Source organism: Enterobacter cloacae complex sp. 402C9 (assembly GCF_050030745.1).
Classification (GTDB): domain Bacteria; phylum Pseudomonadota; class Gammaproteobacteria; order Enterobacterales; family Enterobacteriaceae; genus Enterobacter; species Enterobacter intestinihominis.
In genome coordinates this window covers 3,906,022-3,925,365 of record NZ_JBLGUW010000001.1, presented here as the reverse complement: position 1 = coordinate 3,925,365, position 19,344 = coordinate 3,906,022, and the positions used below count along the sequence as shown (strand labels likewise).

The window sequence follows — 19,344 nt, the reverse complement described above, 5'->3', positions numbered from 1 at the left end:
TCTCATACAGACTTTTCTGCTTGCGGTGTTCAGAATAGCGTCCAGGGAGTACATGTCAGCCAGCACTTTACACGATGCGCTCAAATCCTGCCGATAAATCCGCAATTAAATCGTCCACATTTTCCAGCCCGATATGCAGGCGGATTAAGGTCCCCTCGAAGTCCACCTCGCCGCCCGGGCGCAGGGCCGCAATCTGCTCCGGCTGATTGGGCAGGATCAACGATTCAAACCCACCCCATGAATAGGCCATGCTGAAGAGGGTAAAGTTATCCAGATAGCTTGCCAGCTCGGCGTCATTCAGGCGCTTCTTAAGAACAAATGAGAACAACCCGCTGCTGCCCGTAAAGTCACGTTGCCAGTATTCGTGGCCCTTGCTGCCCGGCAGCGCCGGATGGTTAACGCGCTCCACCTGCGGATGCAGCGCCAGCCACTGTGCAATTTGCATGCTGCTTTCGTGATGCTGACGCAGACGCACGCCGAGCGTACGGATGCCCCGGCTGGTCATGTAGGCGGTATCGGCATCCACCATCTGGCCCATCAGGTAGGCGTTTTCACGCAATTGCTCCCAGCAGCGGGCATTAGATACCGCCGTACCGATCATGCCGTCTGAGTGGCCAATCAGGTATTTGGTCGCCGCCTGAATGGAGATATCGATGTCAAATTCCAGGGCTTTAAACAGCACACCTGCCGCCCAGGTGTTGTCGATCATGATGATCGCTTCCGGCGCTATGCTGCGCACCGCCTTCACGATGGCCGGGACATCATGCACTTCCATGGTGATGGAGCCGGGAGATTCCAGGAACACAACGCGCGTGTTGGGCTGAATAAGCCCGGCAATACCGGCCCCAATCAGCGGATCGAACCAGCTGGTAGTGACGCCGAGCTTGCTGAGTATTTTGGTGCAGAAGTCCTGGCTTGGCTCGTAGGCGGTATTGGTCATCAGGATGTGGTCACCCTGTTCAACAAACGCCAGAATGGTATTGGCGACCGCCGCCGCACCGCACGGGAACAGCGCGCAGCCCGCGCCGCCCTCCAGTTCGCACATGGCTTCCTGCAACGAGAAATGGGTTAACGTGCCACGGCGACCGTAAAACAGCCCGCCCTTCGCGCGATTACGCGTGGCGATTTTTTTATCTTCGACGGTATCAAACACCAGCGAGGAGGCACGCTGGATCACGCTGTTGACCGAGCCCTGGGTGTATTTTTTACTGCGTCCTGCCTGCACCAGCGTGGTCTCAAGCTGCTTTTTAGTCATGTTCGCTAACCCTAGTTTTATACGTCTGGACGTCCAGACTACCACGATTGTCAGGATGTGCATCCGGATGCTTATCGAATAAGCAGAAAATATTATCAAATATTCGCATAAGAAATTTTTACTGCGTAAGCGCAAGGAAAGTGAGCGAAAATTACGGCACTATGTAAATACTAATGAGAACTACTATCAATTCGACGACGTTTTGATATTATTACGTTCAGATTGTGTGATTTGCGTCCTGGAGATACAGAGTGGGTAATAATTTGATGCAGACGGATCTCTCCGTTTGGGGCATGTATCAACATGCTGACATCGTCGTTAAGGTTGTGATGATCGGCCTGATTCTGGCGTCCGTGATCACCTGGGCTATCTTCTTCAGCAAGAGCGCCGAACTTCTTTCACAAAAACGCCGCCTCAAGCGTGAGCAGAAGCAGCTGGCGGAAGCCCGCTCTCTGGATCAGGCTTCTGATATCACCTCATCCTTCCATGCGAAAAGCCTGACTACCCTGTTAGTGAACGAAGCGCAGAACGAGCTGGAACTCTCCGCAGGCAGTGAAGATAACGAAGGCATTAAAGAGCGTACCGGCTTCCGTCTGGAGCGTCGCGTTGCGGCCGTGGGTCGTCATATGGGCCGCGGTAACGGCTACCTGGCGACTATCGGCGCTATCTCCCCGTTCGTCGGCCTGTTCGGTACCGTCTGGGGCATCATGAACAGCTTTATCGGTATCGCCCAGACGCAGACCACTAACCTTGCGGTCGTCGCGCCGGGTATCGCAGAAGCGCTGCTGGCAACGGCTATCGGTCTGGTTGCCGCTATCCCTGCGGTAGTTATCTATAACATCTTCGCGCGCATGATTGGCAGTTACAAAGCCACACTGGGTGACGTTGCCGCGCAGGTTCTGCTGCTGCAAAGCCGCGATCTGGACCTGAACGCCAGCGCCGTTAAACCGGTGCATGCGGCGTCCAAACTGCGCGTAGGTTGATTGTATGGCAATGCGTCTTAATGAAAATCTGGACGATAACGGTGAAATGCATGAGATCAACGTGACGCCGTTTATCGACGTCATGCTGGTTCTGCTGATTATCTTTATGGTTGCCGCGCCGCTGGCGACGGTGGACGTGAAGGTGAATCTGCCAGCGTCCTCCAGCCAGCCGCAGCCGCGTCCGGAAAAGCCTGTCTACCTGTCCGTGAAGGCCGATAAGTCCATGTTCCTGGGCAACGATCCGGTGACGGATGCCTCGGTTATTCCGGCGCTGGACCAGCTGACCGGCGGCAAGAAAGACACCACCGTCTTCTTCCGCGCGGATAAAACCGTCGATTATGAAACCATGATGAAGGTAATGGACACGCTGCATCAGGCGGGATACCTGAAGATTGGCCTGGTCGGCGAAGAGAAAGCGGCCGCGAAGTAAAACGAAGGCGAAGCCGCCTTCCGTGCCGGGTGGCGGCTTCGCCTTACCCGGCCTACAATCTCAGGCTAGCGCCGCCGGGCGAACCACGTTGTCAGCAGTTAGAAGATGTTGTTGACGCCTCTTCATCGAGCGCCACGCAGGTGACGTTTGATGTGCGATAGTTGCCTTCCGAGAGTTTACGGGTCAGGCGCAGGGTGGCTGTCTCGCGTGCCAGCAGGTACTGATAGTTCGTCTCCAGTCGCCCAAGGATCTTCTCTTTAAGCTCAGGGCGCAGCTCAATAATGGCGTTCATCACCGCGCCGTAAATCTCCTCTTTGGCCTGCAAGGCATAAATTTCCCGACGGTTCTGCCATTTCAGGCGCACCAGCGTGGCCGGAATCGAAACCAAGTCCTGCGTTATTCGCGTCATCTCGTCATTTTTTATCTTTTTCAGGGCGTCAAGATTCTGCTTTAAGATAAATTCATCGCTTTTCTTATCATCTAAAGTCAAATAAACGTTATTACCGCTATCATCATTCACGTTAATCATCCCCCAGGTTATAAAAAATGGGATTGTTTTTTTCACGCGTAATTAAGTTAAGCCAAATTTCATTGCCAGCTTCATTTATTTGCTGTGTTTTCTCGGCCATTATTTGACTTAGAGCCTGGGCATCTATTTCCCCTTCGGCCTGTAAATCATTTAGCAGATGAACTAAAGCTTCAATCTTGATGGCACGAAATAACCGTTCTTTTAAATGACGATCGTGCTCTTCCAGCACCATATTACGGGATTTGCCGGTGCGTGAAACACCAATTAATATATCGGCTTCATAGTCGGAGAGTTTTCTTTTTCCTTGAGTGAAATTCGCCTCTTTATCTGCTTCCGTCGAAGGCTGTTCCACAGGCGTAATGTGGTACTTTGCCGGGACAAGATTGTCGGGCAGCATTTTAATTTCCTTTAATTTCAAAAGGGTGGGGTTGGAAAAAGGGTGAGATTCGTTGACAATATCATGAGGCAATTTTAAAATCAAAAAAAATGGAGCCTACCCATGAACAGCATTTTCTTCACGGTCGTAACGTTACTATTACTGACCGCTGGCGTGCTTTTATTGATGCAAGAGTTCAATAAAACGAAAGTGTCAAATGACGCCAGTGAACCACCGCAGCCTGAATTGATGTCCAAAGAGGAGGGGGAAGATCATTTCTCCGTCTTGATGAACGCCGTGACGCCAGTCTGGTACTGGCGGGTGAATCACGAATATATCGATTTTCTCCATGCGACAATTAAGCGAATGAAAATGGCCGAAATTAATGATACGCCCGGCCTGTTCGACGCGCAGCGCCGCTGTAGCGACCTTAATTCGGCGGTCTATAAATATTACGACAATATCAAAAAGCGCTGTCTGAATGGCGAGAAGGTGTCGTATTCCGATTTAGACGTATTAAATCTGCGCCAGTGTTTTCGCGAGTTTAGCCTGGAAGCCTACCCGGAACTGGTCGCACTGGTCTGGCCGGAGTATGCGCGTCCGGATGTGGATCCCAACGAGGTATAGTTGAGATATACTGAGCGCTGGTTTCGTTTGCAGACAGGATTTTATGGAACGCTTCTTTGAAAACGCAATGTATGCCTCTCGCTGGCTGCTCGCACCCGTCTATTTTGGTCTCTCTCTGGCGCTGGTCGCCCTGACGATCAAGTTCTTCCAGGAGATATTCCACGTCCTGCCAAACATTTTCTCCGTGGCAGAAGCCGATTTGATTCTGGTTCTGCTGTCGCTGGTGGATATGACGCTGGTAGGAGGATTACTGGTGATGGTGATGTTCTCCGGTTATGAGAATTTCGTCTCTCAGCTTGATATCGCCGAGCACAAAGAAAAGCTCAACTGGCTGGGGAAAATGGACGCCTCATCGCTGAAAAATAAAGTCGCGGCGTCGATTGTGGCGATTTCGTCTATTCACCTGTTACGTGTCTTTATGGATGCTAAAAACGTCCCGGATAATAAGCTGATGTGGTATGTGATTATCCACCTGACGTTTGTACTGTCGGCGTTTGTGATGGGATATCTGGATAAGATCAGTAAGAAATAAATTTTACAGCGCCCCTCACCCTGCCCTCTCCCCAGAGGCTGAGGGTTCCCCACAAATTAATGCGAGCACTGAGCAATCCCCTCGCCCCTCCGGGGAGAGGGTTAGGGTGAGGGGAATATACGGCGGTGGTGGTCATTCCGTTCACTTTATGTTCCTTACTACTCTGTAACGACATGACCGGTGAACGTGCCAGGGTGGCTCAGTCGCCACCACCCTGGCGACCCGGGCTCCCGGCGGTAAATCGCCGCTTCGCGGTGCCCTCGGCTTATTCCTTCCGGCTTATCGGGTACGGGCGGAGGCAACGTCCCTGTAAAGCCGCCCTCTCGGCGCATCCCTGCGCCTCGCCCCGGCCTGCAGGAAACGCCTCAGCGATTTACAGCCGGACCAGGGCATCGCTGACAGCCCTCAGTCATTTAGAAAGCAACTTTATTGCTTCTGCATAAAAAAATTACTGGGGATCCCTCAGCCCCAGAGGGGAGAGGGTGTTCAAGTTCCCTCTCCCCTCTGGGGAGAGGGTTAGGGTGAGGGGCGAAAGCATCGGACCGCACTATTTATTTATCCGACGACGCCTGCCACAAATTCAGCTCACCATCCGCCACGTGCTGGTCAATCCGCGTCAGTTCATCTTCGGTAAAGCACAGGTTATTCAGCGCCTGAACGTTCTCTTCCAGTTGCTCCGGGCGGCTCGCGCCGATCAGCACCGACGTTACACGTGTATCTTTCAACAGCCAGCTTAGCGCCATCTGCGCCATCGTCTGCCCGCGCGCGTGCGCCATCTCGTTCAGCAGACGAAGGCTGCTCAGGTTGGCTTCGGTCAGCATTTTCTCCGTCAGGCCGCGCACTTTTTTCCCTTCGCGCTGCATACGTGAACCGTCCGGAATACCGTTCAGGTATTTTCCGGTCAGCAGGCCCTGCGCCAGCGGGGTAAAGGCGATACAGCCCGTTCCGTTTTTCTCCAGCGCGTCCAGCAGACCAGTCTTGTCGACCCAGCGGTTAAGCAGGTTGTAAGACGGCTGGTGGATCAAAAGCGGGATCTTCCACTCGCGCAGCAATTCGGCCATCACCGTCGTGCGTTCCGTGGAGTAGGACGAAATGCCGACGTACAGCGCTTTTCCGCTCTGCACCGCGTGTGCCAACGCGGCGGCGGTCTCTTCCATCGGCGTGTTTTCGTCTACGCGGTGAGAATAGAAAATATCCACATACTCCACGCCCATGCGTTTCAGGCTCTGGTCGAGGCTGGCGAGCAGATACTTACGTGAACCACCCGAACCATACGGTCCTGGCCACATGTCGTAGCCCGCTTTGGTGGAGATGATCAGCTCGTCGCGATACCCGGCAAAATCTTCTCGCAGCAGGCGGCCAAAATTTTCTTCAGCGCTGCCTGGAGGGGGGCCGTAGTTGTTGGCAAGGTCAAAATGGGTAATGCCGAGATCGAAGGCCTTACGCAGCAGCGCGCGCTGGGAATCGAGCGCCTGAACGTGGCCAAAGCTGTGCCACAGACCCAGCGACAGCGCCGGTAAGCGCAGGCCGCTTTTGCCGCAGTATCGGTACTGCATGTTTTCGTATCGGCCGGTGTAAGGGTGCCAGGACATGATGTCTCCTTTCTTATCGGTGAATTTTCGAAACAGCGTTTTTATTCTAAGCTTATCAAATCATAAATCATGGAGATAAGCGATGACGCGCCTGACTGCCAAATATTTTCCGCAAGAGCTGCTTGATTACTATGACTATTACGCCCACGGTAAAATCAGCAAACGCGAATTTCTGAATCTCGCGGCGCGCTATGCCGCAGGCGGCGTAACGGCGCTGATGCTGTTTAATATGCTTAAACCCAACTACGCCCTCGCGGAGCAGGTTAAATTCACCGATCCCGATATTCTTCCGGAATACATCACTTATCCCTCGCCCAATGGTCACGGCGAAGTGCGCGGTTACCTGGTGAAGCCGGCCAAAGCCACCGCGAAAACGCCCGCGGTAGTGGTCGTGCATGAGAACCGGGGGCTGAATCCGTATATTGAAGACGTGGCACGACGCGTGGCGAAAGCGGGGTATATCGCGCTGGCTCCCGACGGCCTGAGCTCGGTGGGGGGATACCCCGGCAACGACGACGAAGGAAAGGTTTTGCAGCAGAAGGTCGACCCGACAAGGCTGATGAACGACTTTTTTGCCGCCATAGAGTTTATGAAAAATCATCCGGAAGCCACCGGTAAGGTGGGGATTACCGGTTTTTGCTATGGCGGCGGCGTATCGAATGCCGCCGCCGTAGCGTATCCGGAACTCGACTGTGCGGTGCCCTTCTATGGTCGTCAGCCTCGGGTGGAGGATGTGCCAAAAATTAGCGCGCCGCTCCTGCTTCATTATGCCGAGCTGGACAAAAATATTAACGAGGGCTGGCCTGCCTATGAAGCCGCGCTGAAATCAAATAATAAGGTTTATGAAGCGTATATCTACCCCGGCGTAAACCATGGATTTCACAACAATTCTACCCCACGCTATGACCAGCCCGCAGCCGAGCTGGCCTGGTCGAGAACGTTAAGCTGGTTTAAAAAATATCTGGAATGATAAGCCCTGCTTAAATAAATCATCACAAAGGGTTATCTTTTCCCCTGTCCCTGCCGATAACGAGGGTAGTACTCGCCTCTGGGCGAATTCACCCTCACGGCAAGGAATACTCAATGAAGATGCTTCGTAATTTCACCATCCGTTTCGTCATGCTGACGGTACTGGGGATCTTTTGTGTCATGTGGGCAGGCGTGGGGCTTTACAGCACCTGGTCTCTGTCTCGTGTTTCTGATGGTAATGACGTTGACCGCCAGCTGGTCAGGCAAATGACGGTGCTGAGCCAGGGCAACGATCAGTATTTCCGTTTCGTCACCCGCCTGAGCCGGGCGATGGAAGCTAAAGCAGCGGGCGGCACGCCGGACCTGGCTCCTGCTCAGCAGGCGCTGGATAACATGAGTAAAAAGCTGGCAGAGATGAAAGCTATCTCCCCGGGCCCGATGGATGAAAAGGTCTCTGCGCAGGTGATTTCCACCTGGCAGGCGCTGCTCGATCGGGGCGTTACGCCTCAGATGGTGCAGGCAAAGCAGGCGACGCTCGAAGGCTATCGTCAGCATGCCAACAATGTTACGCCGCCGCTAAGCCGCGCGTTTGGCGCCGCGGTTGAGAACTTTAACAATTCTGCGGTGAAGGCGCTCGACAGTACGCGCGTTGTGGTCGACAGCCTGACCAGCATGACCCGGACGGTGATTATCACCGCCACGATCGTGGGTCTGCTGATCCTGCTGTTCACCGACCGCTACCTGGTGGCGCTGCTGGTAAAACCGCTGGAGCGTATCCGTCAGCAGTTCCGCCAGATTGCGCAGGGCGATCTCAGCCAGCCGATTGAGCCCATTGGCCGCAACTGCGTGGGGCAACTGGTTCCGCTGCTGAGCGCCATGCAGGACAGCCTGCGGGAGGCGGTCAGCACGATTCGTTCCGGCAGCGAGAATATCTGGCGCGGGGCAACGGAGATCTCCAGCGGGAATAACGATCTCTCTTCGCGTACCGAAGAGCAGGCCGCTGCGCTGGAAGAGACCGCGGCCAGCATGGAACAGCTTACCGCAACGGTGAAGCTGAACGCCGAAAGCGCGCGCCAGGCCAGCCAGCTTGCGGATGTCGCCTCCAGTACGGCCAGCCGCGGCGGGTCGCTGGTAGACGATGTGGTCACGACCATGAGCGGCATTTCGGACAGCTCGAAGAAAATTGCTGAAATCACTACCGTTATCAACAGCATCGCCTTCCAGACCAATATTCTGGCGCTGAACGCCGCGGTGGAAGCGGCTCGGGCCGGGGAGCAGGGGCGCGGTTTTGCGGTCGTGGCGGGTGAGGTGCGTAATCTGGCCAGCCGCAGCGCGAATGCGGCAAAAGAGATCGAAGGGCTGATTGCGGATTCCGTTGCCCGCGTGGAGCAGGGGGCGCAGCTGGTGAACGATACCGGCACGACGATGGAAGCTATCCTGCGCGACGTGACGGAGGTGACCGTCATTATGAAGCAGATCGCCACCGCGTCAGAGGAGCAGAGCAAAGGTATTTCTCAGGTCGGCGTAGCCATCACGCAGATGGACGGCGTGACCCAGCAGAATGCCTCGCTGGTGGAGCAGGTTTCCGCCGCTGCGGCCGCACTGGAACGGCAGACCGAAGAACTCCAGCGCTCAGTGCAGAAGTTCCGTCTCTCCGCGTAACATCATCGCGTCAGGCCGTCTCTGGCGGCCTGACATTTATCGCTCTGAATAATCTGTGTCACCTGCGACAGCTGACCGATTTTCACTTCGCTTGCCCGCATAAATTTACTTTTGTCGATCAGCAGCAGCGACTGGCTGGCCCGGTTTAACAGCAGAGCCTTAAAGCCCGCGTTGTGCTCGGACGGATCCCAAAGGACGCCATGCTCATCAACCCCTTCACACGAGAAGATAAACAGATCGATCTCCAGCCCTTTAAGCTGCGTCACCAGCGCCGGATTAACATAGCAGCGATACTTACGCTCAAGCGTTCCGCCGGAGCAGATAAGCGTGATCCGCTCGCGCTTCGCCATCTCGTGGCAGACAGGCAGGCTATTGGTAAACACGGTGAGTTCGATATCCGGAAGCTGGCGCGCCAGATGAAAGCAGGTCGAGCTGGCGTCGAGGGCGATGGTCATCCCTTCGCTGATCCAGCCCAGCGCGTGTCGGGCAATATCGGCTTTGTCGGCATAATGGCTTTTCAGGCGTGCGCCAAAGGGTTCACCGCTGTCGCGGCTGTCCGGGTGAATCAGACGCGCACGCCCGTGCTGGCGCAGAAGTTTCCCCTGCTGCTGTAACGACTTCAGATCCCGGCGGATCGTCTCTTTGCTGACGGAGAGCTTTTCAGCCAGGGCATCGGTGGTCAGCCAGTCACTTTTACTCAGCAGGGTGATGATGCTCTGCTGTCGGGTCGCTTTTAGCGTCTGGTCTGACATTCGAGGATCCTTGCGCACGCGTGCTGACTCATTTTTCTCATCGCAAAAGATGGGCGGCGAACCGCCCGGTCATGGGTCAATCCTGACGTTTATCTTCCGTCTGGGTATCGAAGTCGCTCGCTGAATGGCGCTCATGCAGCTGCTCGTTCAGCTCGCCGTTGGTGCGGTTAACAATGCGCCCGCGTTTAACGGACGGGCGATTCGCCACATCTTTTGCCCAGCGCTGCACGTTGGTGTACTTCCCGGCGTCGAGGAATTCGGCGGCGTTGTAGACGCTGCCCAGCGCCACGCAGCCAAACCACGGCCAGATCGCCATATCGGCGATGGTATATTCCTCACCCGCTACATAACGACCGCGCCCCAGCTGCTTGTCCAGCACGTCGAACAGGCGTTTAGCCTCCATGGTGAAGCGATCGATAGCGTACTCAATCTTCACCGGCGCGTAGTTATAGAAGTGGCCAAAACCGCCGCCGAGGAACGGGGCCGCGCCCTGTAACCAGAACAGCCAGTTCAGGGTTTCCGTACGTCCAGCCGGATCTTTTGGCAGGAAGTGACCAAATTTCTCGGCCAGATAGAGCAGGATATTGCCGGATTCAAAGACGCGCGTCGGCGGGGTGGTGGAGTGGTCACGCAGTGCCGGGATCTTCGAGTTCGGGTTCACGTCGACAAAACCGCTGGAGAACTGATCGCCCTCACCGATGCGGATTAACCATGCGTCGTATTCCGCGCCCGTCACGCCCAGCGCCAGCAGCTCTTCCAGCATGATGGTAACTTTCTGTCCATTCGGTGTACCCAGAGAGTACAGCTGGAGCGGGTGCTCGCCCACAGGCAGCTCTTTCTCGTGCGTAGCGCCCGAGACGGGACGGTTGATATTGGCGAACGCGCCGCCGTTATTCTGTTTCCATTCCCACACTTTCGGTGGCTGATAGGTGTTATCTGACATGTTGGCCTGCCTTTTTGGTGTTGTGTTGAGGCAGTGTAGCAGGAGATAGGGGAACCGTTTAACGATGCGAGCGTAATGGGCAGGGCGGGTGTATGATAACGCCACCTCTGTCAGTTAATTACAACGTGCAGACGACGACAACCCCACAAAAAAATTGCCGCCTGCCTGTTTTAGGTTGGGCACATGCGTAAAGGAACGTTAAGCAGTGACGCACCCTTCGGGACGTTATTAGGTTATGCGCCGGGTGGCGTGGCGATTTACTCTTCAAATTACGGCAGTCTCGATCCGCGGCACTACCCGGAAGACGCGGAATTCCGCAGCTATATCGGCAACGAATACATGGGCCATAAATGGCAGTGCGTTGAGTTTGCGCGCCGTTTCCTGTTTCTCAACCACGGGTTTGTCTTTACCGACGTCGGGATGGCGTGGGAGATCTTCTCCCTGCGTTTTTTACGCCAGGTGGTGAATGACAACATCCTGCCGCTACAGGCCTTTGCTAATGGCTCAAAACGCGCGCCGCAGGCCGGTGCGCTGCTCATCTGGCAAAAGGGCGGTGAGTTTCAAGAGACCGGACACGTGGCCGTCATCACCCAGTTGCTGGACGACAAAGTGCGCATTGCCGAGCAGAACGTTATTCACTCTCCGCTGCCGATGGGGCAGCAGTGGACGCGCGAGCTGCGTCTGAGCGTTGAGAACGGTTGCTATACGCTTCATGATACGTTCAGCGATACCGAGATCCTTGGCTGGATGATCCAGACGGAGGAGACGGAACACAGTATTCCTCAGCCGGAGATCGACGGTGAGCTGCTGAAAATCAGCGGCGCGCGGTTGAAGAACAACCGTCAGTTCGACGGAAAATGGCTCAATGAAAACGACGCCCTGCAACAGGCGTACATTCGCGCGAACGGCCACGTTATTAACAACGATCCCTGCCAGTACTTCACCATTACCGAAAGTGCCGAGCAGGAGCTGATCAAAGCCACCAACGAACTGCACCTGATGTACCTTCATGCCACCGACAAGGTGCTGAAAGACGACAGCTTACTCGCGCTTTTCGACATCCCGAAAATTCTCTGGCCGCGTCTGCGCCTCTCGTGGCAGTGGCGTCGTCACCATATGATCACCGGTCGTATGGATTTCTGCATGGATGAGCGCGGCATTAAGGTTTACGAGTACAACGCGGACTCCGCCTCCTGCCATACCGAGGGCGGGCTGATTCTTGAAGAGTGGGTGAAAAACGGCTATCGCGGCACCGGCCACAATCCGGCGGAAGGGCTGCTGGAAGAGCTGACCGGCGCCTGGAAGCACAGCCACGCGCGGCCGTTCGTCCATATCATGCAGGACAACGATATCGAAGAGGATTACCACGCGCTCTTTATTCAGCGCTCGCTGATCCAGGCCGGGTTTGAAACCAAAATCCTGCATGGACTGGGCGCGCTGAGCTGGGATGCTGCCGGGCAACTGATTGATGATGAAGGCCGTCACGTCAACTGCGTATGGAAAACCTGGGCGTGGGAAACGGCGATCGAGCAGATCCGCGAGGTGAGCGAAACCGAGTACGCCGCCGTGCCCATCCGTACCGGTCACCCGCAAGGTGAAGTGCGCCTGATTGACGTCCTGCTGCGCCCGGAAGTGCTGGTCTTTGAACCGCTGTGGACGGTGATCCCAGGTAACAAGGCGATCCTGCCGGTGCTGTGGCAGCTGTTCCCGAACCACCGTTACCTGCTGGATACCGATTTTGAGGTGAATGCGCTGCTGAAACGGACAGGCTATGCCGTTAAACCGATAGCCGGACGCTGCGGGAGCAATATCGATCTGATCGGCGCCCAGGATCAACTGCTGGACCAGTCCAGCGGCAAGTTTGTTGACCGCAAAAATATCTACCAGCAGCTATGGTGCCTGCCAAAGGTTGACGGCAGATACATACAGGTCTGCACCTTTACCGTGGGCGGAAACTATGGCGGAACCTGTCTGCGTGGGGATGACTCGCTGGTGGTGAAGAAAGAGAGCGATATTGAACCGCTGATTGTGGTGAAGGATAAATAACGTCTCCCTGTTATAAAAAAGCCCCCGCAGGGTATGCTGCGGGGGCTTTTTATTATTCTTCTTCCTCGACCTGCTGCTCGCTGATCTTCAGATCAATGATGCGGCCGATCTGGTCATGATAGACCGTCAGCAGGTTGTACTGGCTCATCTCGGACATAATTTGCGGCGTGACGTTAAAACTTTGGGCAAGCTCGTCATGGCGCAACATTTGCGGATGACGCCGCCTCACATGCGCGCGGCGGCGATTGTACTGATACCACAGGATCAGCAGCCAGCCGTTGAGCGCGGCAATCAGCAGATAGACCAGTACTGTATTAAAAGAGGCGATAATCACGCTCCAGCGGTGATCGCTCGCCTCGGTTAACTGCATCCACAGCCTGGCATACAGGAAAAACAGGAATCCTCCCCAGGCTATCAGCGTTAATGCGGCATCGAAAAGACGCGGTGCCAGCCGATGTTCAGTCAAAATTAACGTATTCTCGTTCATTGAATGCTCCCTTTTCCCCGGTCCGGACTGATCCAGCGCGCGCGGGCGCGTTTACGTTTAAGCATGACTTTCGGAAATGCCACGAGGGTGGTAAACAGGCCAATCATCCAGTACACCATCGGGAACCAAATCACCCAGAACAGCGAGCCTGCCACTTTCCGCTCGTAGCGCCGCTCGATATACAAACTGACGAGGAATTGCAGCAGGCACATCACCCCCAGCAGCAGCCCGGTAAACGCCGGGGGAAACAGACTCGCAACGGCCAGATTCGCGGGAAGAGGGATAATATGGCTAAGAATGAACAACACCACGGTCGCTCCATAGGCAAACGCCCACAGCGTTGACAGCGCGTACTCGAGAAACAGGGGCCACATCCGATGATGCTCCCAGCGGGCCATTTTGCGCAGGTTAACCAGAAACACCTCTGCACCGCCCTGAGCCCAGCGCAGACGCTGTTTCCACAGCCCCTTGAGCGTCTCCGGCATCAGGATCCAGCACAGCGCCCGCGGCTCGAAAAAGATATCCCAGTGGCGCAGCTGAAGCTTCCAGCTTATGTCAATGTCCTCTGTGATCATATCCGGGCTCCAGTACCCGACATCCGCCAGCGCCTGTCGGCGAAAGGCGGCGATGACGCCGGAGACCGTAAAGACCCGGCCATAGATCCGCTGCGTTCGCTTGATAAGACCAATAATGGAAGAAAACTCGCCCACCTGAATACGACCAATCAGCGTTGAGCGCGTGCGAATACGCGGATTTCCGGTGACGGCCCCAACGTGGGGATACTGAATCAGCGGTGCCACCAGATACGCGGCCGTATCGCGATCGAGCAGGGCGTCGCCGTCAATGCAGACCAGCAGATCGCCCCGGGCCGCCGCCGCACCAGCCTTGAGCGCCACGGCTTTCCCCTGATTCTCCGCGAGATTAATCACCCGCAGGCGCGGCTGCTCCTGCGCCAGTTGATGCAGCACCTGCGCGGTATTGTCCGAAGAGCCGTCGTTGATGGCGATAACCTCAACATTCCAGTACCGCTGACCCAGCGCGGCGCTAATGGTCTCCCGTGCGTTGCGTTCCTCATTAAAGCAGGGAATAAGAATCGAGATTAACGGTTCATCGGCTAAGGCGGGCGCGGGTGTTGCGTTATCCCACGACCAGTGCCGTTCAAGCTGAAACCAGAAATAGAGGCCGCCGGTTACCCAGAGCACGGACATAAACAGCGGCCAGAAAAAGACAAAGTCCAGAATCAGTTCGCCGGTAAATAGCGCGGCTACGCCTAACGGCAACCCGAATACCAGACACAAAATAGAGAAGGCGATAATGCGATCAGTCATTGTCAGGATACCAGTACGAAGAAAATTCAGGCCTGATACGCGAAATATCAGGTTGGTTGTTGAGAAAGTCGTCGGGGTAATAACCGTAATTTTTGATGCCGTTCAGCTGGAGCACCTGCATCCACCCCACCAGACGTTCATCGGCTACGGCACGCTGCGGTTTCTGCGCCCAGTCCCTGGCCTGTAGCTCAAAAATCGTTTTATTCAGCGCGCCGGGGCGTGCGGCGACGGCGTTGACTAAACGCGTCAGCCAGGCATTGCTCTCTTCTGCCGGGACGGACTCCATCAGTGGCATTGCCATCGGCACCGTCCAGTCGTAGGCCGACAGAAAATCATCCAGATTTTGCGCAAACCACGCTTCGCTTTCGGGCTGCAGAATGGGGAGGGCGAACATATTGCGCGCGGTTTTGATCTGCGGGCCACGGATGTTTTTCACCGCCTGGCTCAGGGTGCGGGTAAAGCCGATAAGCTGCTGGCTCTTCTGCCGGGTCGTCTCCTGTCCGGCATCGTCAACGTCCGTCAGCACCGCGTCGTCATGGAACAAGATCCCGTTGAAGCTGGCATAGCGGGCCAGATCTTCATAGATCTCCGTCACCTGCTGGCGAACCTGCGCACTCCATGGGGAGAGCCGGATATAGGGCTCGGCGGCCACGGTCAACTCTCCCGTTTGGCGATCCCGGAGCTGCACGCGCGGCAGGGCTGGACTGAGATCGAAAGAGAGGACCGGCATCCACGCAAAGACTTTCACTCCCGCGCGGGTTTGTAGCTGCCAGGCGACAAAATTAAAAAGATCGGCCTGGACCGGAAGACGACGGTTGGGGAAATAGAGCGCGCCGATCCTGCCGTCGCCCCGCGGATCCGAAAACGCCTGGAGAAACACATGGCTGATTTTCATGTCGTAGACCCGCTGGACGAGTTTGTTGATGTTTTTCGTCTGCTGGGTCGGATCGGGATCGTAGACATAATCGAGATCAACATGCATGACGCGCACCGGGTCAAACTCCTGAACGCGGCTAACCGTGTTGGCAAAGGTTTTTATCGACGGATTTCCGGCAATCAGCAGGCGCGGGATGTTGCCGAGGTCGCGCACGTTTGCCAGCCCGTCCTCCAGGGTAAAGGCCAGCTGATAGCCCTGTTTCTGGGCGATAGCGAGCGATGTACCGTTGGCAGCCCCATAGGGCCACACCCAGGCACGCGGCGCTTTTCCCGTCACCTGGGTGATTTTTTCGGTGACTTTCCGTACGTCTGCGGCGATCCGCTGGTTGAAGTGTTCATCGGTTTCGTAATGCCCCGTCGCGTTATCGAAAAAACGGTTGGCGATAGCGGGTTCACGGCTTCCCTGCGGGTTGGCCGGGATGCCGTAATGCGAGGCCCAGGTATGCGAGCCGATTTCAACCAGCGGGGAGCGGCTGAGCTCGCGTACCATGTCCCATGTCGCGAACCGATCGCGGGGCGTCATCAGACCGCCGAAGTTAACTTTTTGATTTGCCGGCGTATCCACCCAACTGCCCACCGGCGCCCACAGCGCAGGAACGTTCCAGGCCTGAAGCAGGGGCCAGACCCGGGTGTAAAAACTGCTGTAGCCGTCGTCGAAGCTGAGCAAAACGGCTTTCGGCGGCAGCGCTTTTTTTCCTTCATGCGCATCCACAATGTCCTGCACGCTGATGGCGTGATAGCCGTTGTGCAAAAGCCAGCTTATCTGCTCGTTTAACGCGCTGGTGCGAACGGAGAGGTAGCGCTGATCGGCAGCATCATCTTCGACGTCGTGGTAGGCCAGGACCAGAAACTGATTCTCCGGCCAGGGTTTGCTGGCCTCCAGCTGCGGCCTCTCTTCAGGAGCCATAAAGGAGAGCGGCTGCGCGCAGAGACTCGCGCTGAGGCAGAGCCAGCCGATGACGATCAGGCTTACAGAAAAACGTGTATTCAGCATATTCATCCTTAAAAGCGTAAAGTCGCATCTAACGTGACGGAGAGATTGCTCTCGCGTTTGCCGTCGTAAGGGCGTTTATCCCAGTTCAGCATCACGCCAGTATCGACAACGTTGTTCCACTGAATGCGTTGCCCGTAACCCAGCAGGGTAATGGCGCCAGGCGACTGATTTTTCTGCCAGTAGCTGCCGCCGCCTGCCACGAACAGCTGGCTCCAGAGGGTGTCGTAGTGGCGGTACATCTCATGGTCAACGGACAGGGCTGCCGTCACGGACAGATCCCGTGCCGGGTTGTAATAGAGCGTATTCCGCAGGCTGTTTTTACTGGAGGCGATCCCCGGTTCGAGATCCAGCGTCAGGGTCGGGGTCTGCCAGAGACGCTCTTTCCCGGAGAGGGTGTATTCCTGACGGCGGTTGTGGTCTGAGAAGCGGCTGACGGCGGCGTTGAACTGGTATTCACGTCGCTCGTTTTGATACCAGCGCACCCCACCTTCACCCCGGTTGGCACTGATCCCATTGCGTAATGCCCGTAAGGGTGTCGCGCGTGATAAGCGCTCGAGGCTACCGCTGACCTGCCAGTTATCACTCAGGCTGTAGGTTGTTGAGAGCCGTGCACCCGGCCTGTTTGTGCCGTGATAGCGGTTGCTGGAGAGCTCGGCTTCGAGCGTGAGGTCACGTGGGCGCCACTCAACGCCGCCCAACAGGTGGCGGCTGATGCCTTTACCTTCGTCGAAATTCCCCTGTACATAGCGGGCGCCAGCAAATAGCCGCCAGTTATCTGCCACGGGTGGGCCATAGAGCGTGGCGTCCCAGCTCATGTCGTGGCTACCGCTGACGGGGTTATCTGAGTGCAATCCTTTACCCGCGTTCAGACGCAGCTCTGACATATGGTGGACCGCTCTGAGCCTGTCCAGGCGGCGGGCGCTGCGATCGGCGGGGGCGCGAGCAATTACGTCATCAGCCAGTAAATCCATCTGGCGCCACTCCTGAAGGTCCATTGCGACGTAAGCCTGCTGTTTTTCAAGCTCCAGATTCGTGGGTTCGAGCGCCTCTGCTTGTTTAAGCTTTTGCTCGGCCGCGCGCGGCAGGCCCCTGGCCTGAAGCAGGGCGGCATAATCAATTTGTAATCCCTGATTTCCCGGCGCCGTTGACGCCAGACGATACGACAGCTTTTCGGCCTCGGGCAGGGCGTTGGTCGCCAGCAAATAGTTAAGTTTGAGTGACTGTCCGGTGAGCCACCTATCGTTCGGCTGCGCGGTCGGGGATCCGAAATCGTAGCGGGTCCAGGGAACGCTGAGGGTCTCGCGCTCAACGTAGCGGCGGGCGGTTTGATACTGCCCCGTATCCAGCCAGGCGTAGAAAAGCGCATGCTCCTCATCCTGCGGATCGGAGGCGTAGTATGGATAGCGTTGTACAAGCGAGAAGGCGGCGACGGTGTTTTTCTCCTGCAAATATGCAGAGATCACCCAGCCGATGGCCCAGTCCGGCACCGGATGCTGTGCGGTCGTCAGCGCCTCATATTCGCTAATAACCTGCCGGTAATCACCCTGCGCATACAGCGCGCCAAGCCGATCGATACGGGCAAGGATGACGTCTTCAGCCGCCTGCGGTTCGTTTTGCCAGCGGGAAAGCAGGACGTGATAGCGATCTAATGCGTTTTGTGCCAGCCGCAGCCGCTCTTTCTCCGTTCTGCCAGGCACATCCGCCAGGCGTACCTTTTCAGCCGCGGCGTTACGCTCAAGGCGGCGACGCTCCGCGGGAGACATTGCTGCGCTTTGCGACAGCCAGAGTGCGGGCGTGCTTACCCGGTTATCCGTTAACGCATCGATCGTCTCGCGAAGAAGGGCGTTATTCCCTGGTGCGGCGTTTAGCGCGCGCATGTCCGCCAGCAGCCGGTCCCCGTTTTTTCCCTGGCGCATCCAGACATAGGAGAGCGTCTCAAGGTGCGCGGGAGAAGGATCGTCCTTAACCAACTGCCGGGCTTTCGAAAGCGCGAGGCGATCTCTGCGGGCATCGGCCAGGGTCTTAACATAGCCGATGCGGTAATCGTCGTTATCCGGCGCAAGGCTGAGCGCCTCTTTCCACAGCGATAAGGCGGATGGCCAGGCTTTTTGGTTTCTTCTGGACTGAGCGACAGCAGCGATGGCGCGAGCGGGAAGCGGCATATAAATACCATAACGCTGCCAGACTCGAATAACCTCATCATCGCGTCCTGCCCAGGAGGCTACCTGTAACCAGTCCGCAACCTGTCCAGGTGTTAAAGCATGCTGTTGCTCATAGCGCTGTAGGTAATCAAGAAACAGAGCGTAATTACCGTTACGTGCCTGTTGTATCTGATGCTCATAAACGGATTCATCAGCCTGAACCAGAACAGGAAAGAGTAAAAGCAGGAGCAATAATATTGTGGTGCGATAAAAGAATAACGTAGTGAAGCTAAGCGATCTTTCCATATCTATTTGCCATTTGTTTATCGTGAATCCATTGCATAACACGGCCGCCTTTTAACTCTGCGTTAAAGGGCATAAAGGAGAACATTAAATCTGAATGATGCTACGTTATGGGGTACTTACTTAAAGGTAATTATGCGCCCTCATCTCAGTGGTCTGATTGGGCTTAATGTACACCCGATGTGTTGGGGGATAAATAAGTTGAAAAGCGGCTGGGAGGTTTTGAGATAATTCTGGAAGAAGTAAGTTTTTTAGATAATTCAGTGCAGGATTGTTCTTTTTAACTGATTGATATTAAATGTTTTTTCTTTTGCTGTTTGCAGTTTTTTTATATTTGAAATGAAGTTCTGCTGAGTTAATTAAAGTACTTTCTGGTGCATGTTTGGGAAGTTTCATGACAAAAATTCTTAATGTTCAGAGAAGTGACTTTTCTGAAATTCTTTTTTATTTATAATTAAC

General features: G+C 55.5%; 17 protein-coding genes. 7 read left to right on the top strand and 10 right to left on the bottom strand.

Annotated features, from left to right (window positions below; genetic code table 11):
* Positions 1 to 67: 67 nt before the first annotated feature.
* Complete coding sequence (gene metC, locus ACQG1K_RS18680) at positions 68 to 1,255, bottom strand: cystathionine beta-lyase (RefSeq protein ID WP_023330189.1); 1,188 nt, start codon at positions 1,253 to 1,255, stop codon at positions 68 to 70.
* Positions 1,256 to 1,506: 251 nt separating this feature from the next.
* Here metC and exbB point away from each other — a divergent pair, with 251 nt between their 5' ends.
* Together exbB and exbD are read left to right on the top strand one after the other, a co-directional pair.
* Positions 1,507 to 2,238, top strand: a complete 732-nt coding sequence (gene exbB, locus ACQG1K_RS18675) for a tol-pal system-associated acyl-CoA thioesterase (protein ID WP_023298602.1) — start codon at positions 1,507 to 1,509, stop codon at positions 2,236 to 2,238.
* 4 nt (positions 2,239 to 2,242) lie between these two features.
* Positions 2,243 to 2,668, top strand: a complete 426-nt coding sequence (gene exbD, locus ACQG1K_RS18670) for a TonB system transport protein ExbD (RefSeq protein WP_023298601.1) — start codon at positions 2,243 to 2,245, stop codon at positions 2,666 to 2,668.
* Positions 2,669 to 2,759: 91 nt separating this feature from the next.
* On the opposite strand, the gene ACQG1K_RS18665 is transcribed toward exbD, so the two are convergent.
* Together ACQG1K_RS18665 and ACQG1K_RS18660 are read right to left on the bottom strand one after the other, a co-directional pair.
* On the bottom strand, positions 2,760 to 3,197 hold the full coding sequence (locus ACQG1K_RS18665) for a hypothetical protein (protein WP_023298600.1): 438 nt from the start codon (positions 3,195 to 3,197) through the stop codon (positions 2,760 to 2,762).
* Positions 3,190 to 3,594, bottom strand: coding sequence for a hypothetical protein (locus ACQG1K_RS18660; protein ID WP_023298599.1), 405 nt, complete (start codon positions 3,592 to 3,594; stop codon positions 3,190 to 3,192). Before ACQG1K_RS18660 ends, ACQG1K_RS18665 begins: the two co-directional genes overlap by 8 nt.
* A gap of 102 nt (positions 3,595 to 3,696) precedes the next feature.
* Between ACQG1K_RS18660 and ACQG1K_RS18655 the strand changes: the two genes are divergently transcribed.
* Together ACQG1K_RS18655 and ACQG1K_RS18650 are read left to right on the top strand one after the other, a co-directional pair.
* Positions 3,697 to 4,200 (top strand): ESA_00282 family adhesion-associated protein, encoded by a 504-nt coding sequence (locus tag ACQG1K_RS18655; protein ID WP_023298598.1) that lies wholly within the window; start codon positions 3,697 to 3,699, stop codon positions 4,198 to 4,200.
* A gap of 43 nt (positions 4,201 to 4,243) precedes the next feature.
* Complete coding sequence (locus ACQG1K_RS18650; protein WP_006811956.1) at positions 4,244 to 4,732, top strand: TIGR00645 family protein; 489 nt, start codon at positions 4,244 to 4,246, stop codon at positions 4,730 to 4,732.
* Positions 4,733 to 5,283: 551 nt separating this feature from the next.
* On the opposite strand, the gene ACQG1K_RS18645 is transcribed toward ACQG1K_RS18650, so the two are convergent.
* Positions 5,284 to 6,324, bottom strand: a complete 1,041-nt coding sequence (locus ACQG1K_RS18645; protein WP_063147393.1) for an aldo/keto reductase — start codon at positions 6,322 to 6,324, stop codon at positions 5,284 to 5,286.
* An 82-nt stretch (positions 6,325 to 6,406) separates the two neighbouring features.
* On the opposite strand from ACQG1K_RS18645, the gene yghX reads away from it, so the two are divergent.
* Together yghX and ACQG1K_RS18635 are read left to right on the top strand one after the other, a co-directional pair.
* The gene (gene yghX / locus ACQG1K_RS18640; protein WP_367076226.1) at positions 6,407 to 7,294 is read left to right on the top strand and encodes a YghX family hydrolase; all 888 of its coding nucleotides are present in this window, start codon (positions 6,407 to 6,409) and stop codon (positions 7,292 to 7,294) included.
* A 113-nt stretch (positions 7,295 to 7,407) separates the two neighbouring features.
* Positions 7,408 to 8,955, top strand: a complete 1,548-nt coding sequence (locus ACQG1K_RS18635; protein WP_022649391.1) for a methyl-accepting chemotaxis protein — start codon at positions 7,408 to 7,410, stop codon at positions 8,953 to 8,955.
* Positions 8,956 to 8,957: 2 nt separating this feature from the next.
* Here ACQG1K_RS18635 and fucR read toward each other — a convergent pair whose 3' ends face one another.
* Both fucR and yghU read right to left on the bottom strand, forming a co-directional pair.
* Complete coding sequence (gene fucR / locus ACQG1K_RS18630; RefSeq protein ID WP_023298593.1) at positions 8,958 to 9,707, bottom strand: L-fucose operon activator; 750 nt, start codon at positions 9,705 to 9,707, stop codon at positions 8,958 to 8,960.
* Positions 9,708 to 9,783: 76 nt separating this feature from the next.
* A complete protein-coding gene (gene yghU, locus ACQG1K_RS18625) occupies positions 9,784 to 10,650 on the bottom strand; it encodes a glutathione-dependent disulfide-bond oxidoreductase (protein WP_367076224.1) in 867 nt (288 codons plus the stop codon).
* 183 nt (positions 10,651 to 10,833) lie between these two features.
* Here yghU and gss point away from each other — a divergent pair, with 183 nt between their 5' ends.
* Positions 10,834 to 12,696, top strand: a complete 1,863-nt coding sequence (gene gss, locus ACQG1K_RS18620) for a bifunctional glutathionylspermidine amidase/synthase (protein WP_367076222.1) — start codon at positions 10,834 to 10,836, stop codon at positions 12,694 to 12,696.
* Positions 12,697 to 12,748: 52 nt separating this feature from the next.
* On the opposite strand, the gene pgaD is transcribed toward gss, so the two are convergent.
* From pgaD to pgaA, 4 genes are read right to left on the bottom strand one after another with little or no spacing between them, the layout of a single operon-like run.
* Positions 12,749 to 13,183, bottom strand: a complete 435-nt coding sequence (pgaD, locus tag ACQG1K_RS18615; RefSeq protein ID WP_126291765.1) for a poly-beta-1,6-N-acetyl-D-glucosamine biosynthesis protein PgaD — start codon at positions 13,181 to 13,183, stop codon at positions 12,749 to 12,751.
* On the bottom strand, positions 13,180 to 14,511 hold the full coding sequence (pgaC, locus tag ACQG1K_RS18610; RefSeq protein ID WP_367076220.1) for a poly-beta-1,6-N-acetyl-D-glucosamine synthase: 1,332 nt from the start codon (positions 14,509 to 14,511) through the stop codon (positions 13,180 to 13,182). Before pgaC ends, pgaD begins: the two co-directional genes overlap by 4 nt.
* Positions 14,504 to 16,441, bottom strand: coding sequence for a poly-beta-1,6-N-acetyl-D-glucosamine N-deacetylase PgaB (gene pgaB / locus ACQG1K_RS18605; RefSeq protein ID WP_367076218.1), 1,938 nt, complete (start codon positions 16,439 to 16,441; stop codon positions 14,504 to 14,506). Before pgaB ends, pgaC begins: the two co-directional genes overlap by 8 nt.
* Before the next feature lie 8 nt (positions 16,442 to 16,449).
* Positions 16,450 to 18,888, bottom strand: coding sequence for a poly-beta-1,6 N-acetyl-D-glucosamine export porin PgaA (pgaA, locus tag ACQG1K_RS18600; protein WP_367076216.1), 2,439 nt, complete (start codon positions 18,886 to 18,888; stop codon positions 16,450 to 16,452).
* Between the last annotated feature and the right edge of the window lie 456 nt (positions 18,889 to 19,344).

Coding starts and splice junctions, on each gene's coding strand:
- ACQG1K_RS18635 (WP_022649391.1), top strand. CDS start 7,408: ATGAAGATGCTTCGTAATTTCACCATCCGTTTCGTCATGCTGACGGTA.
- gss (WP_367076222.1), top strand. CDS start 10,834: ATGCGTAAAGGAACGTTAAGCAGTGACGCACCCTTCGGGACGTTATTA.
- ACQG1K_RS18655 (WP_023298598.1), top strand. CDS start 3,697: ATGAACAGCATTTTCTTCACGGTCGTAACGTTACTATTACTGACCGCT.
- fucR (WP_023298593.1), bottom strand. CDS start 9,707: ATGTCAGACCAGACGCTAAAAGCGACCCGACAGCAGAGCATCATCACC.
- pgaC (WP_367076220.1), bottom strand. CDS start 14,511: ATGACTGATCGCATTATCGCCTTCTCTATTTTGTGTCTGGTATTCGGG.
- metC (WP_023330189.1), bottom strand. CDS start 1,255: ATGACTAAAAAGCAGCTTGAGACCACGCTGGTGCAGGCAGGACGCAGT.
- ACQG1K_RS18650 (WP_006811956.1), top strand. CDS start 4,244: ATGGAACGCTTCTTTGAAAACGCAATGTATGCCTCTCGCTGGCTGCTC.
- pgaD (WP_126291765.1), bottom strand. CDS start 13,183: ATGAACGAGAATACGTTAATTTTGACTGAACATCGGCTGGCACCGCGT.
- yghU (WP_367076224.1), bottom strand. CDS start 10,650: ATGTCAGATAACACCTATCAGCCACCGAAAGTGTGGGAATGGAAACAG.
- pgaB (WP_367076218.1), bottom strand. CDS start 16,441: ATGCTGAATACACGTTTTTCTGTAAGCCTGATCGTCATCGGCTGGCTC.
- ACQG1K_RS18660 (WP_023298599.1), bottom strand. CDS start 3,594: ATGCTGCCCGACAATCTTGTCCCGGCAAAGTACCACATTACGCCTGTG.
- exbD (WP_023298601.1), top strand. CDS start 2,243: ATGGCAATGCGTCTTAATGAAAATCTGGACGATAACGGTGAAATGCAT.
- yghX (WP_367076226.1), top strand. CDS start 6,407: ATGACGCGCCTGACTGCCAAATATTTTCCGCAAGAGCTGCTTGATTAC.
- pgaA (WP_367076216.1), bottom strand. CDS start 18,888: ATGGAAAGATCGCTTAGCTTCACTACGTTATTCTTTTATCGCACCACA.
- ACQG1K_RS18665 (WP_023298600.1), bottom strand. CDS start 3,197: ATGATTAACGTGAATGATGATAGCGGTAATAACGTTTATTTGACTTTA.
- ACQG1K_RS18645 (WP_063147393.1), bottom strand. CDS start 6,324: ATGTCCTGGCACCCTTACACCGGCCGATACGAAAACATGCAGTACCGA.